The following is a 14,652-nucleotide window of genomic DNA, read 5'->3' on the forward strand; positions in this document are numbered from 1 at the left end:
CGCGCGGCCGGCGGCGGTTGCCGTGGCTGCACACAGGGGGGAGCGGGCGTGACCTGGTGGAAATGGCTGCTGATCTTCATCGGGATGGTCGTGATTTCCGGCCTGCTGGAGCGCTGGGCGCGCGGCAAGCGCAGCTGGGCGTGGCGAGTGGTACGGGGATGCGGCAAGGTGATGGGCTGGCTGACGTATCTCATCCCGTGGTGATGGGCCGGCTGACCTCCCTCCTCCCTGGGTGAGGCCGGTCTATCGTTCGCGCCGCACCGTGCCCTGGCCGTCCCCCGGGCCGTCTTCGCGCCGGCGCGCCTCCAACGATCCGTACCGTTCAAACAACTCCTCCCGCGTCATCCACATCAACTTCATCTCGAGCGGCTGTGCCCCGCGGCGTAGCCGCGAGAACCCCTCTGGGTGATGCATGCCGAGCAGGAAGCTCATGTACGCCTTCAGGAAGCGGTTGGTGAACGTCGGGGGCAGGTCCTCGATGTGGAATCCGAGCATGTCCATGCCCTTGTTGATCAGCGTGATCGCGAACACCACCTCGACGTCCCGGCAGCGGGGGTCGTGCATCAGCGTCAGGGCGATGTCGTGGAAGCCTTCCCGGGCTTCCCGCAGGCCGCGCAGCAGGACGCGGGGATTTTCGGTCGCGAAGGTGATGACGCTGTCGTTTTGAAAATGGATGTCGAGGGCGATGGCGCCGTCCCGGATCACCACCCGCCCGTCCGCGTCCCGGCGCTCGCCGAGCCACCAGCGCACGAGGCCGAAGCGGAAGATGGTGTTGACGTCGCGCACGTGGTGGACGGTGGTGAAGAGATATTCAATCACGCGCCACAACTGGATGAGCAGGCGCCGTCCCCAGGGGTAGCGGGCGTGGATGGACCGTGCCTCGACCTCCCGCCGCTGCCGGATCTGCTGCGCCTCCTCGGTTGTGACGAAGGTGTAGTTGAGCCGCTGCAGGCAGGTCAGGATGTCGGGCAGCGCCCGGATGGTGTTGAGCGGCGCTCCATCTGCGCCACCGGCATCGTGGCAGAGCACGATGGCGCCGGGATGCGCCCCTTCTGTGACGCGGCGGGTGATGGCGGCGGCGTGATCGCCCGCGTTCCAGTCGATGGCCCGCACGGACCACAAGACGGGCGTCAACCCCAGGCGGGCCATCGCCAGGCGCTGCACCCAGTTGAACCCGCCCCAGGGCGGGCGGAACTGGGTCACGGGCCGGCCGGTGAGGGATTCGATGGTCCGCTTGGCCTCCGCCACGTTTCGCCACGAGCGGAGGGGACCGGTCAACCAGGCGTGCACATGGCGCTGCGCGTGGAGGGCGACCTGATGGCCTTCGGACACCATCCGCCGGATCAACTCCGGGTGCGCCTTCGCCCGTTCGCCGACGACGAAGAAGGTCGCCCGGACGCCGTGCTGGGCCAGGATGTCCAACACCTTCGGCGTGTAGCGAGGGTCTGGTCCGTCGTCGAACGTCAGGGCGATCACGCGCTGGTTGCGCGCGCTGCGCTTCAGCGTACCGATGCCGATGTACTTGCATACCAACTCCGCCAGCGGCGCATACGCGACGTACACCGCGACAACGGCTGCCACCCAGATCCACATCGGTAAGTGTCCTCCTCCAGTCTCATTCCGCCTGATACTTTACTATATCAAATATCACGGCGCGGCGGGGGCGGCGCGGGGCTCGTGATAACGTTGAAATGTTTCGTATCGATCCGACCCTCCGCCCGAATCCCATCAAAATCGTTGTCTATCGCCTTCTTGACACCTTATACCCTCAGGGGTATATATGGAGGCAGAACCATGCAGAGCGTTCATTCAACAGCCATAAACAAGACGATCCGAGAAAACGATGGAAGGGTGATACGGATGATGTTCACGACCAGCCAACAGGACGCCATTCGGACGCGTCTGGCGGACCTGGCCCGTCCGGTGGTCATCAAGTTCTTCGAGACCAGCCTGGACTGTCCCACGTGTCCGGAGATCCGGCGGTTGTTGCAGGAAGTCGCCGATTTGTCGGATCACGTGACGCTCGAGGTGTACAATCTGTACACGGATGACGAGGAGGCCCGGCGATACGGCGTGGACAAGGCGCCGGCCATCGTGTTGACCGACGAGCAAGGTGAGAATTACGGCATCCGGTTCTATGGAGCGCCTTCCGGCTACGAGTTTGCCACGTTGCTGGAGGACATCCGGATGGTGGCCGACGGAGCATCCGGGCTGTCCGATACCACCAAGGCGCGGTTGGCCGAGCTGAAGCATCCGGTGGATCTGAAGGTGTTCGTCACCCCCACTTGCCCATATTGCCCGGCGGCTGTCCGCCTGGCGCACCAGTTCGCGTTGGAGTCGCCGCTGGTGACGGCCAGTATGGTGGAGGCGACGGAATTTCCAGAGTGGGCGAACCGGTTCAACGTGTACGGGGTGCCGAAGACGGTGATCAACGACTCCGAGGCGTGGTCGCTCGAGGGCGCGGCGCCGGAGGCGATGCTGCTCGAGCAGGTGATGCAGACCCAGGCCTGAGGACCCTGGCGGAGGATGCGCGGCGGCGGGTGTGACGCGGCACCCGCTGCCGCGCCGCTGTCCCGCCTCTGTCATGCCGATCCGCGCGACACCACGCCGGGCGCTGGACACCGAAGGGAGGGGTGCGGATGCCCCGCAGCAAAGAGGAAGCCTTTAACGAAATTGTGCGGCGCGTGCGGAAAGAGTGTTTCGGGAAAGGGCCGGAGCGGATTCAGACCTATTTCATCCACAACATGGCGATCTCGCTGCTCTACGGCAACCTCACGCCGACGGAGAAATTCATCAGCCAGACGCCGGAGGGGGCCGAGATGGTCCGCGCTGCCCGGACCAAGATGATCCAGCAGCGGTACGCCCAGATGGTGCCCGAGGGAATGGAGGAACTGGTGGGATCACGGCTTCTGTATCTGTTTTCCGACTTCAAGGTGGAGGCGGACATGGGGGTGTCCGTCTTCATCTTCGAGCAACCCATCCAAACGGACCATTCACATCCTCCATCTGAGCGGTAGGCGGGCTTCACAAAACTGGTCCAATCGGACTATAATGATGGCGTTGTCTGTGGTGGACGCATGGTCGGGTTCCGTGCATCCGCTACGTTCGATGCCATTTTCGCTGACTGGCCCGCCTGTAGGGTGCTGCAGGCGCGCAGAGCGGCGCAGGGGAAGACGTGTGTCTTCCCGCTGTGCCGCTTTTGTTTTTTCACGTGAACAGGCCAGCAGCTCTCCAGAGAAAAAGGGAGGGAGAAGAGGATGAGCAATTTCTTGAAGCCTGCCGAAATCGCGGCTGCGGCGGTCCAGGCGGGCGAGGAGAAAGCCCGCGCCGCGGCGGGCAAGTTGTTGGTACTGGGTTTCTTGGCAGGGGCGTTCATCGCGTTGGGGGCTCTGTTTGACATCCGGGTCACCGCCGCGATGCCGGAGAGCGCCGGCACGTTGAAAGCGCTTGTCGGCGGCGCCGTGTTTCCAATCGGCCTCATGTTCGTCGTCATCGCGGGCGGAGAACTGCTCACCGGCAACATGATGACGCTGCCCATCGCGGTGCATGCCAAACGCGCCACACTGGGCGGGCTCGCGCGCAACTGGTTCTGGGTGACCATCGGCAACCTGGTGGGGTCCCTGTTTGTCGCGTGGGTGTTCGGCGTGGGCGCCAGGATGCTCACCACGGCGCCGTACGACAAAGCCGCCGCCGCCATCGCGGTGTCCAAGGCGACCCTGCCGTTTGTGCCGACGGTGCTGTCGGCCATCGGGTGCAACTGGCTGGTGTGCCTCGCGGTGTGGATGGCCATGGGCGCCAAAGACATCGTGAGCAAGATCTTCGCCATCTGGTTCCCCATCATGGGCTTTGTTTCCATCGGCTTCCAGCACGTCGTCGCCAACATGTTCTTCCTGCCGGCCGGTCACTTCGCCGGGGCGCCCATCACCTGGGGGCAGATTGTCGTCGAGTGGATCGGCGCGTTCATCGGCAACGCTATCGGCGGTTGGCTGTTCGTGGCGAGCGCCTACTGGTACGCGTATCTGCGCGGCGAGGCGCCCGCGCGTGAAGCTGCTCAGGGGACGCCTGCACGAATCTGAAGGGGGACATGGACTCATGGAACTGGACCTTCAGCCCAGTCTGGCAGACACCGGGACGCAGGAGATCACCGTGTACATCGACGGGGAACCTGTGCGGGTCTCCGGAGGAACCCGATTGATAGACGCCATTGCCCTGCGGGATGAAAAATTCCCGCACATCTGCTATCACCCGGCCCTCGGGCCGATTGAGACATGCGACACGTGCATCGCGGAGGTGGACGGGGAGCTGGTGCGCGCCTGCAGCACCCCCGTGCGGGACGGCATGAAGGTGCGCACCAAGTCCGTCGCGGCCCGCTGGGCGCGCAAGGAGGCGATGGATCGCATCCTGCGCAACCACGAGCTGTACTGCACCGTGTGCGACAACAACAACGGCAACTGCGTCGTCCACAACACGGCGATGGCCATGGAGATTGACCACCAGGCCTATCCGTTTGAGCCGAAGCCCTACGAGGTCGACGCGTCCAACCCGTTCTACCGGTACGATCCGAATCAATGCATCCTCTGCGGCCGCTGCGTGGAGGCCTGCCAGAACCTGCAGGTCAGCGAGGTGCTCTCCATCGACTGGTCGCGCGAGCGGCCGCGCGTCATCTGGGACAACGATGTGCCCATCAACGAGTCTTCGTGCGTCTCCTGCGGCCACTGCGTCACCGTGTGTCCGTGCAACGCCCTGATGGAGAAATCGATGCTCGGCGAGGCAGGGTTCCTCACCGGGATCGAGAAGGACACCCTGCGCGGCATGATTGAGATCACCAAGCAGGTGGAGCCGGGGTACCGGCAGATCTTCGCCATCTCGGAGGCGGAAGCCACGCTGCGCGAGGCGCGCATCCAGAAGACGAAGACCGTCTGCACCTACTGCGGCGTCGGGTGCAGCTTTGACATCTGGACCAAGGGCCGCAAGATCCTCAAGGTCGAACCGCAGATGGAGGCCCCGGTCAACCAGATCTCCACCTGCGTCAAGGGCAAGTTCGGCTGGGATTGGGTGAACAACCCGGAACGCATCCTGCAGCCGATGATCCGGCGCGGGGACGCCTTCGAGCCGGTGACCTGGGACGAGGCGCTGGATACCATCGCCCGGCGCCTGAACGAGATCCGGCAGCAGTACGGAGACGACAGCATCGCGCTCATCTCCTCGTCCAAGACCACCAACGAGGAAAACTACCTGATGCAGAAACTGGCCCGTGCCGTGCTGCACACCAACAACATCGACAACTGCTCCCGCTACTGTCAGGCTCCGGCCACCGAGGCCATGCGGCGCACCATGGGCTACGGCGGGGACTCCGGTTCCATCACCGACATCGCCAAGGCGGAGTTGGTGATCATCGTCGGCGCCAACACGGCCGAGTCCCACCCGGTGCTCTCCACGCGCATCCGGCGGGCGCACAAGAAGTTCGGGCAGAAGCTCATCGTCGCCGACCTGCGCAAGAACGATTTGGCACAACGGGCGGATGTGCACCTGCATCCGCGCCCCGGCACCGACCTCATCTGGCTGTCGGCGGTCACCAAGCACCTCATCGACACCGGCCGGTATGACAAGGCGTTCGTGGCGCAGCGGGTGAACGGATTCGACGAGTATGTGAAATCCCTGGCACCGTTCACGCTGGAATACGCGGAGAAGATGACCGGCATCCCGCGGGAGCAGTTGGAACGGACGGCCGATATGATTGCGGCCGCCGGTTCGGTGGCCATCTGCTGGGCGATGGGCGTCACGCAGCACAAGGGCGGCACCGACACCAGCACCGCCATCTGCAACCTGCTCCTGGTCACGGGCAACATCGGCCGTCCGGGCACCGGGGCGTACCCGCTGCGCGGCCACAATAACGTCCAGGGCGCGGGCGACTTCGGCTGCGCGCCGGCGATGCTCCCGGGTTATGAGCGCGTGGACGATCCACAGGTGCGTGCCAAGTGGGAGCGCGCCTGGGGCGTGTCGCTGCCGGTGAATCCGGGGCTCGACAATCACCAGATGGTGGACGCCATTCACGAGGGCAAGGTCCGCGCGATGTACTTGGTCGGCGAGGACATGGCCATCGTCGACTCCAACGCCAACTACGTGCAGGCGGCGTTTGAGAAGCTCGACTTCTTCGTCGTGCAGGACGTGTTCTTCTCCAAGACGGCGCAGTTCGCCGACGTCATCCTGCCCGCCGCGCCCAGCCTGGAGAAGGAGGGCACGTTCACGAACACGGAGCGGCGCATCCAGCGCCTGTACCGGGTGCTCGATCCGCTCGGCGAATCGAAGCCCGACTGGGAGATCATCCAGCTCGTGGCCAACCGGCTCGGCGCGAACTGGAACTACACCTCTCCGAAGGAGATCTTCGAGGAGGCCTGTGGCATCACCGAGTTGATGAAAGGTGCCACCTATGAACGGTTGGAGGGCTACCGCAGCCTGCAGTGGCCGGTGCTCCCCGATGGCACGGACTCGCCGCTGCTGTACACCGACGGGTTCCCGCTGCCCGGGGGCAAGGCCCGTTTGGTGCCCGTGACGTGGACGCCGCCGGTGACCACGCCCGAGGAGTTCGATCTGCACCTGAACAACGGGCGCCTGCTCGAGCACTTCCACGAGGGCAACCTGACCTACCGCGTGCCCGGCATCCGGCAGAAGGTCCCGAGCACGTTCGTCGAAGTGTCGCCGGAGCTGGCGCGGGAGCGCGGCATTGAGGACGGCATGCTGGTGCGGTTGGTCTCGCCTTACGGGGCGGTGAAGATGCGCGCGGTGGTGACGGACCGCGTCTCAGGCAAGGAGCTGTACGTCCCGATGAACTCGCCCAAGGACGAGGAGGCGGTGAACCTCCTGACCAGCAGCGAGGCGGATACCGCCACGCACACGCCGGCATACAAGGAGATGAACGTCCGCCTCGAGGTGCTCGATTTCAAAGCCCGGCCGGCCATCGTCAAGGGCAATCCGCGGCTCGGGCGCCCGAATCCCCAGCCCGGCGTCCAGGTGGAGAAAAAGTGGGCCCGGGCCGACTACCGGCCGCTGACCGGCAAGGTCCCCGTCGGCACAGGCCAAGAGAGGTGAGCTGAATGGCGAAACCGATTCCGGTGCTGCATGTTCCCGCACCCTCCCGGGAGGACACAGAGAAGGCGGCGCTCGACGCCTTGCGCGACAGTGTGGCGCAGGACGCCGAGGCCTTGCAGCAGGCCCTGCGCGTCGTCCGCGGCCTGCACGAGCGCGGACTGCTCGAGCTCACCGCCGCGGCCCTCGAAAAGGGCGACGACCTGCTCCGCCTCGTGGTGGAGCAGGTCAACCAGCCCGGGGCGCTCCGCCTGCTGCGCAACGCCATCACCCTGTTGCAGCAGGCGGGCGCGTGGGACCTGGAAAAATGGGGGCCGATCCTGGAAGGTGCCGCCGCAGGCATCCAGGAAGCTCAGGCCCACCCGCCCAAGCGGCCGCTGGGGGTGTTCGGACTCCTGCATCTGTTGTCCGATCCGGACGTCAGCCGAGCCCTGCACACCCTCTTCGGCGCGCTGAAGGGGATGGGCCGCGTGTTGGGCCAATCCGCTGGCGAAGAGGGATGAGACATGGCCACACCGGCAGGATCCTGTGAAGCGTCGGATTGGCTGCCTGTCCGCCAGGACCGTACTCTGTGGGCCTTCCGCGACGGGCAGTTCCAGCAGACGGACGATGTCGTCGCGGCGGAATACGCCCTGACCATCTGGGTCAACGACCAAGAGATGGCCACGGTGGTCTGTACGCCGGAGCACCTGGAGGACCTGGTGGTGGGCTTCCTGGCCTCCGAAGGCGTGATCCGCCGCCTGGACCAGTTGTTGGATCTGCAGATTGCCCGGCAACGGGGGACGGCGCGCGTGCGCACGGCCACGTCCGTCACGTTCAACCAGGCGTTTTACAACAAGCGGTACATCGGCTCGTGCTGCGGAAAGGGCCGGCAGATGTTCTACTACTACAACGACGCGCAGCTGGCCAAGCGCGTCGACGACCCGGTCCGCATCCGGCCGGACCAGGTGCTGGCCCGAATGCAGGAGATGGAGGCCCAGGCCGACCTGTGGCGGGAGACGGGCGGCGTGCACATGGCGAGCCTGTGCACCCCGGACGGGCTCGTCCTGTCGCGTGCCGACATCGGGCGGCACAACGCACTCGACAAGCTGTACGGGCATGCCCTTCGCCACGGGATGGACGTGGCCGGCCACGTGATCACGTTCAGCGGGCGGCTCTCTTCGGAGGTGCTGCTCAAGGTCGCGAAGATTGGCGTCGGGGTGGTGATTGCCAAATCGGCCCCCACGGCGCTCGCCCTCGACATCGCGCAGGAGACGGGGGTGACGGCCATCGGCTTTGTCCGGCACGGGGGCTTCCACGTCTACACCCACCCTTGGCGCGTGGTCGGTGCCGGCCCCGGCGCGCCGGCCGACGCCTGTGGCCCCGCTCGTCCCGCCCATGACCTGCCGCTTCCGAGATGACGATCCCGCCGCGCCCGCCGCGTGCCCGCCCCCGGCACGACGCCACAACGGCGGCGCCGGCGATGGCCTTACGTATGCGGGCGGGCGGCGCGGCGGCGGGCATGCCCGGCGGTGATGGGGAGAAACAGGTACAGCACGCCCATGATGAGGATGACGGCGGCGCTGGCCAAAAACGGCGCGTTGGGGCTGAAGACGTCCCACATCAGCCCGCCGACGTAGGGCCCGGCCGCGGAGCCGAGCCCCTCCACCGTCATGAAGACGCCCCAGAGGGCGCCTTTTTTGTCGGGATCGATGCTGTGGTCGAGGACCGCGTTCCAGGCCGGGAGGATGAACGCGTAACAGCCGCCGAGCAGGGCCACCGTCACGTAGGTGAGGGGCAGCGTGTGAAACCAGGGGTACACCGCGAGCAGCCCCCCGGCGATGAGAAATCCGCCGACGAGAAACGGCCTCGGCCCGGTTCGGTCCACCAGGCGCCCGGCCGGGATCAGCAGGGCGACCGTCAGGGCGCCCCCGGCGACCAGGATGGTGCTGTAGCGCGCGCCGCTGATGCCGAGGACCATGCGGGCGTACACGGACAGGATGGGGATCAGGGACGCCACCGCGAAGGTCTGCACGAACATGCCCGGGAACAAGAATGCCACCTCGCGCACGTTGCGCCAAAGGGATCGCCAATACCTTCGATCCGCCGGCGTCCGCCACCCGCCGGGCCGCGCGGCGGCGGAAGAACCGGCCGAAGCGTCGGCGGAAGCGTCTGACGCGGTCAAAGCGGAGGAACCGACTGAAGCGGTCAAACCGGCTGGAGCGGCTGCGCTGGAAGCGGCGGAACCGGCTGGGCCTCGGCCGGGCCGGACCGGCGCCGCTTGGCCTTCGTTCGCGAAGTTCCCCCCGGGCCAGCGGACGAGCGCCCAGGCGAGCACGAGGCCCAGGGCCACCACGCCGGCCAGCACGAAGAATGCCAGCGCGTCCCTGCGGCCGGTCAGGAAGTTGATGATCACCGGCCCCAACCCCGTGCCCCCCAGCCAGAACATGTACATGTAGCTCATGAAAGCGGCGCGTTTGTGCTCGGGGGTGGCGCGCCCGATGGCGGAGACCACCGAGGGCCACATGGGCGTGGCGCCCATGCCGTAGGCGGCCATGGAGAGGATCAGGCCGCCCACCGTGTGCACCTGGGACATCGCCACCAGCGATCCCAGGGCGATGGCGAACCCGGCCAGGATGGCGGGGCGCTCTCCGACGTGATCGACCAACCATCCCGCCGGCGCGCGCAGGGCGTTGTCCACCAGGTAGTGCACCGACAGCGCCAGGGCGGTCCATTCCACCGCGAAGCCGAGGACCGTTCGCCCCCAGGTCGGCAGCAGGGAGAAGGTCAGCGCGCCCCGAACGAACTCCGACAAGGACAGGGAGACGAACACGCCCAACAGAAAAGGCTGAAACAGCTCTGGTTCCAGCCATCCTTTGAGGCGGTCGACCGCCCGTTGTGTCCACGTGGCCACCCAATCCCTCCCGCGGGCGATGCGCCCGGGGAGGGGCATCGCCTGTCACTGGTAGGAATAGTTTGCCCGGGTTCGGTCTCGATTTGCGAGTTCCATCAGATTCTCCGCAATCCGCTCGGCCGCGTACAGTTGGCGCACGCCGAGGGCGCGCTCCTTCATGCGGGCGCGCTTTTCCGGGTGGGCAATCAGGAGATCGTACAGGTGATCGAAGATCTCCCGCCGTTGGCGCGCCAGGACTGCCACCCCGGAGCGGACGAGGAATTTTGCGTTCTGCACCTCCTGGCCGGGGATCGGGCGGTACAACAGCATCGGCAGTTGCAGGGCCAACGCCTCCGAGATGGTCAACCCTCCCGCCTTGGTGAGCATCAGGTCGGCGACCGCCATCAGCTCCCAGATCTCCTGCACGAAACCGTACACCTGGACCGGGTTCATGGCTTCGGGGAGCAATTCCTCCAGGCTCGTCTTCAGCCGCCGGTTGCGGCCGGTGACGATGATCACCTGGATCCGGTGGTGCCACTGGAACAGTTGCTCGCATACGTGGTACAGATCTCCCATCACGCCGTAGGCGCCGCCCATGATGAGCAGGACCGGAATGTCCGGGGAGAGCCCGTATTTCTCGCGGAGCGCCGCGCGATCGAACGTCTGGCGGAACGCCGGGCGGATGGGGATGCCTGTCACCAGCACCGATTCGCTCGGGATCCCGCGAGCCAGCAGGCCTCGGCGCACGTGCTCCGAACCGACGTAGTACATGTCGGTGAGCGGATGGATCCACTGGCTGTGGATGGCGTGATCGGTGATGGCGATGGCCGTCGGCACCGACGTGCGGCCCTTTTGCTTCAGATGCGAGACGACGCCGGCGGGCGTCGGAAACGTCGAGAGCACCACGTCCGGCCGGAAGGCATTCAGGGTCGCCTCCATCTCGTCCAGCCCCAGGGAGTTGAGTTGGCGCTGCAGGCGCGAGGAGGGCGGAATCTGGCTGGTGCCTTTGTAGAACCACCCGTACAGGGCAGGGGCGAAGCGAACGCTTTTCAGGTAGCAATACCGGACCACCGAGTCGAGCACCGGATGGATGGACTTGATGTAGTCGACCACCTTGACTTCGGTCTCCGGGCTGAGCTCGGCCAGAGCGTCCCGTACGGCGTACGCGGCTTGCTGGTGACCCTCGCCGTATGTCGCCGAAAGGATGAGCAATCGCTGAAACCGGGACACACTGGAGCACCCCTTTCGTGGGAATCCAAGTCATCGCCCGGATGGACCCGCGCAGGCCCACCGGCGTACAGGGCCGCACCCGCTCCAATCGAACGTCGACAATCCAAGCGTACATCTTGCGATGCGGGGCGGAGAACGTCCACATTATACCATACTGCCGGGCTGTCCATTCGGGCGGCGGCGCATCGGCGGTTCTGGTATACTAAAGGCACGAATGATGGAGATAGGAGCGTGACCTTGTGGGCCGACTGCACGTCCTGGACCACCCTTTGATTCAGCACAAACTGACCTACATTCGCTCGAAGGAAACCGGCACGAAGGAGTTTCGCCAGCTCGTGCAGGAGGTCGCGATGTTGATGGCCTACGAGATCACACGCGATCTGCCGCTGACCGACACGACCGTGGAGACGCCCGTGGGCCTCGCCCACTGCAAGGTGATTGAGGGCAAGACGCTGGCGCTGGTACCGGTGCTGCGGGCGGGGCTCGGGATGGTGGACGGCATCCTCGCGATGATCCCGAACGCCAAGGTGGGCCACATCGGCCTCTACCGGGACCCGGAGACGCTGCAACCGGTGGAGTATTACTGCAAGCTTCCGCCTAATGTGGAGGAGCGGGATGTCATCGTGATTGATCCGATGCTCGCCACGGGCGGCTCTGCGGTGGCGGCCATCGACGCGGTGAAGGAGCGCGGGGCCACCGCCGTCAAGCTGATGTGCCTGGTGGCGGCGCCGGCCGGGGTGCAGCGCGTGCAATCGGCCCATCCGGATGTGGATATCTATGTCGCCGCCGTCGACGACGGCCTGAACGACCACGGGTACATCGTTCCCGGGCTCGGCGACGCGGGGGACCGGCTGTTTGGCACGCGCTGACGGGATGCGAGGAGGTACACAGGTGAAGGCTTCGATTCGGGTCATGACCGTCTTCGGGACGCGGCCGGAGGCGGTGAAGATGGCGCCCTTGGTGAAGGCGCTGGACCGCACCCCCGGGGTCGAGTCCCTGGTGTGCGTCACCGCCCAGCACCGGGAGATGCTTGATCAAGTGCTGGAGGTGTTCGCCATCCAGCCGGACGAGGATCTCGACATCATGGAGCCGTGCCAGACCCTCGGCACCATCACGCGCAAGGCGCTGCAGGGCCTGGAGGACGTCATCGAACGGCGGCGCCCGGACATCGTGCTGGTGCACGGGGACACCACCACCACCTTCGCGGCGGCGCTCGCCGCGTTTTACCACCAGGTCGCCATCGGCCACGTGGAGGCCGGACTGCGCACCTACGACAAGTACAGCCCGTTTCCGGAGGAGATGAACCGCCAGTTGGCGGATGTGTTGTGCGATTTGTTCTTCGCTCCCACCGAATGGGCGGCCGGCAACCTGCTGCGGGAAGGCAAGCCGGCCGAGCGCATCTTCGTCACCGGCAACACCGTCGTCGACGCCATGGCGACGACCGTCCGGCGCGAGTACCGCCACGAGGTCCTGGACCAGATCCCACCCGGGGCGCGGATGGTCTACATGACCTCGCATCGGCGCGAAAACCTCGGCGAGCCGCTGGAGAACATCTGCCGCGCGGCGCGCGAGGTGGTGGACCGGTTCCCGGACGTGCACCTGGTGTACCCGGTGCACCTCAACCCGCGCGTGCGCGAGACCGTGTTCCGGGTGCTCGGCGGCCACCCGCGGATCCATCTGATCGATCCCTTGGGCGTCGTGGACAACCACAACTTCATGGCCCGCGCGACGCTCATCCTCACCGATTCCGGCGGGATCCAGGAGGAGGCGCCCTCCCTCGGCGTGCCGGTGCTGGTCATGCGCGACACGACGGAGCGTCCGGAGGGCATTGAGGCGGGGACGCTGCGGTTGGTGGGGACCGACCAGCACGCCATCGCCGGCGAGGCAGCGCGCCTGTTGTCCGAGCCGGAGGCCTACGAGGACATGGCCCGCCGCAACAATCCGTACGGCGACGGGCGCGCGTCCGAGCGGATCGTGCAGGCGATTCTCCATCATTTCGGCCACGGGCCGCGGCCGCAGCCGTTCGTGTACCAACCGCTGCGGCAGACGGATGTGAAGCCCTTTTGAGGCGGCGGCCGGGGGCTTTCCCCGGCCGGGTTGAAAGCGCTTTATCTCTGGGCCCGGACGCCCGCTTCGGCGGGGGATCCGGACAGCATGAGAGGAGGAATACCGATGGGCAAAGACGTGGTGTTGGCGGGTGCGGTGCGGACGGCCATCGGCAGTTTCATGGGCAGCTTGGCGCCGTTGCCGGCGACGCAACTGGGCGCGGTGGTGCTCTCCGCTGCCCTGGAGCGCGCCGGTGTGGAGAAGGAGCAGGTCGAGGAGGTCATCTTCGGCAACGTGCTGCAGGCGGGGCTGGGCCAGAACCCGGCGCGCCAGGCGGCCATCCGGGCGGGCCTGCCGGACACGGTGCCGTCCATGACCATCAACAAGGTGTGCGGATCGGGCTTGAAGGCCGTCATGCTCGCCGCGCAGGCCATCCGGGCGGGGGACAATGATCTCATCGTCGCCGGCGGCATGGAGAGCATGTCGGGTGCCCCGTACCTGCTGGAGGGGGCGCGCCAGGGGTACCGGATGGGGGATCAGAAGGTCGTCGACAGCATGATCCGCGACGGGCTGTGGTGCGCGTTCTGCGATGTGCACATGGGCATCACGGCCGAGAACATCGCCGAGCGGCACGGCATCACGCGCGAAGAGCAGGACGAGTTCGCCGCCTGGAGCCAGCAGAAGGCGGCGGCCGCCATCGCCTCGGGCCGCTTCCGGGACGAGATTGTGCCCGTTCACGTGCCGCAGCGCAAGGGCGATCCGCTGGTCTTCGACACGGATGAGTTCCCGCGTGCAGGGACCACGGTTGAAACGCTGGCGAAACTGCGGCCGGCCTTCAAGAAGGACGGCACCGTGACCGCCGGGAACGCCTCCGGCATCAATGACGGCGCCGCCGCGGTGGTGGTGGCCAGCGCCGAGCGGGCGGAGGCGTTGGGCATTCGGCCGATGGCGCGGATCGTCAGCTACGCCAGTGCCGGATTGGACCCGGCGGTGATGGGCCTGGGGCCGATTGACGCGACCCGCAAGGCGCTGGAGAAAGCCGGGCTCACCGTCGGCGACCTGGATCTCATCGAGGCCAACGAGGCGTTCGCGGCCCAGTCGGTGGCGGTGGCGAAGGCGCTCGGGTTCCCGTGCGAGAAGGTGAACGTCAACGGAGGGGCCATCGCGCTCGGGCATCCCATCGGGGCGAGCGGCACGCGGATTCTCGTGACGCTCCTTCACGAACTGCAGAAGCGCCAAGGGCGCTACGGGCTGGCCACCCTGTGCATCGGCGGCGGCCAAGGGGTCGCGATGGTGGTGGAACGGATCTGACGGTGAGGGGTGTGCGGAGTGGACGGGGCAGGGCGGATGCTACGGCGACCGCCCCGTTCCTTCTATATAATGAATAGCGACACGAATGATTAACAGGTTAAAGTGTA

Annotated in this window: 13 protein-coding genes; 10 read left to right on the forward strand and 3 right to left on the reverse strand. The window is 66.2% G+C overall.

Annotation, left to right across the window (positions count from 1 at the left end):
- Positions 1-48 precede the first annotated feature (48 nt).
- Positions 49-204: a hypothetical protein gene (locus BM357_RS19755; RefSeq protein WP_175511464.1), complete on the forward strand. Its 156-nt coding sequence runs from the start codon at positions 49-51 to the stop codon at positions 202-204.
- Between the two features lie 39 nt (positions 205-243).
- On the opposite strand, the gene BM357_RS06125 is transcribed toward BM357_RS19755, so the two are convergent.
- Positions 244-1,593, reverse strand: a complete 1,350-nt coding sequence (locus tag BM357_RS06125; RefSeq protein ID WP_074950664.1) for a polysaccharide deacetylase family protein — start codon at positions 1,591-1,593, stop codon at positions 244-246.
- Positions 1,594-1,863: 270 nt separating this feature from the next.
- Here BM357_RS06125 and pdo point away from each other — a divergent pair, with 270 nt between their 5' ends.
- The 6 genes from pdo to fdhD all read left to right on the forward strand — a co-directional run bounded on the left by pdo (position 1,864) and on the right by fdhD (position 8,486).
- On the forward strand, positions 1,864-2,511 hold the full coding sequence (pdo, locus tag BM357_RS06130; RefSeq protein ID WP_074950807.1) for a protein disulfide oxidoreductase: 648 nt from the start codon (positions 1,864-1,866) through the stop codon (positions 2,509-2,511).
- Between the two features lie 128 nt (positions 2,512-2,639).
- Complete coding sequence (locus tag BM357_RS06135) at positions 2,640-3,017, forward strand: Na-translocating system protein MpsC family protein (protein WP_029422278.1); 378 nt, start codon at positions 2,640-2,642, stop codon at positions 3,015-3,017.
- A gap of 240 nt (positions 3,018-3,257) precedes the next feature.
- Positions 3,258-4,076: a formate/nitrite transporter family protein gene (locus BM357_RS06140; protein ID WP_074950666.1), complete on the forward strand. Its 819-nt coding sequence runs from the start codon at positions 3,258-3,260 to the stop codon at positions 4,074-4,076.
- A 16-nt stretch (positions 4,077-4,092) separates the two neighbouring features.
- Positions 4,093-7,089, forward strand: a complete 2,997-nt coding sequence (gene fdhF / locus BM357_RS06145; RefSeq protein ID WP_074950668.1) for a formate dehydrogenase subunit alpha — start codon at positions 4,093-4,095, stop codon at positions 7,087-7,089.
- A gap of 5 nt (positions 7,090-7,094) precedes the next feature.
- Positions 7,095-7,589 (forward strand): helical membrane plugin domain-containing protein, encoded by a 495-nt coding sequence (locus BM357_RS06150; protein ID WP_074950670.1) that lies wholly within the window; start codon positions 7,095-7,097, stop codon positions 7,587-7,589.
- A 3-nt stretch (positions 7,590-7,592) separates the two neighbouring features.
- Positions 7,593-8,486, forward strand: coding sequence for a formate dehydrogenase accessory sulfurtransferase FdhD (fdhD, locus tag BM357_RS06155; RefSeq protein ID WP_074950672.1), 894 nt, complete (start codon positions 7,593-7,595; stop codon positions 8,484-8,486).
- Positions 8,487-8,554: 68 nt separating this feature from the next.
- Here the strand turns inward: fdhD and BM357_RS06160 are convergent, their stop codons facing one another.
- A complete protein-coding gene (locus BM357_RS06160) occupies positions 8,555-9,979 on the reverse strand; it encodes an MFS transporter (RefSeq protein ID WP_074950674.1) in 1,425 nt (474 codons plus the stop codon).
- 45 nt (positions 9,980-10,024) lie between these two features.
- Complete coding sequence (locus BM357_RS06165) at positions 10,025-11,188, reverse strand: MGDG synthase family glycosyltransferase (protein WP_074950676.1); 1,164 nt, start codon at positions 11,186-11,188, stop codon at positions 10,025-10,027.
- 239 nt (positions 11,189-11,427) lie between these two features.
- Between BM357_RS06165 and upp the strand changes: the two genes are divergently transcribed.
- The 3 genes from upp to BM357_RS06180 all read left to right on the forward strand — a co-directional run bounded on the left by upp (position 11,428) and on the right by BM357_RS06180 (position 14,545).
- The gene (gene upp, locus BM357_RS06170) at positions 11,428-12,057 is read left to right on the forward strand and encodes a uracil phosphoribosyltransferase (RefSeq protein WP_074950678.1); all 630 of its coding nucleotides are present in this window, start codon (positions 11,428-11,430) and stop codon (positions 12,055-12,057) included.
- 43 nt (positions 12,058-12,100) lie between these two features.
- Entirely contained in the window at positions 12,101-13,255 is a 1,155-nt protein-coding gene (gene wecB, locus BM357_RS06175) for a non-hydrolyzing UDP-N-acetylglucosamine 2-epimerase (RefSeq protein WP_083430258.1), read from the forward strand.
- Between the two features lie 105 nt (positions 13,256-13,360).
- Positions 13,361-14,545: an acetyl-CoA C-acetyltransferase gene (locus tag BM357_RS06180; protein ID WP_074950680.1), complete on the forward strand. Its 1,185-nt coding sequence runs from the start codon at positions 13,361-13,363 to the stop codon at positions 14,543-14,545.
- Positions 14,546-14,652: the final 107 nt, after the last annotated feature.

This window comes from Paenalicyclobacillus macrosporangiidus (assembly GCF_900116805.1).
In the GTDB taxonomy this organism is placed as follows: domain Bacteria; phylum Bacillota; class Bacilli; order Alicyclobacillales; family Alicyclobacillaceae; genus Alicyclobacillus_H; species Alicyclobacillus_H macrosporangiidus.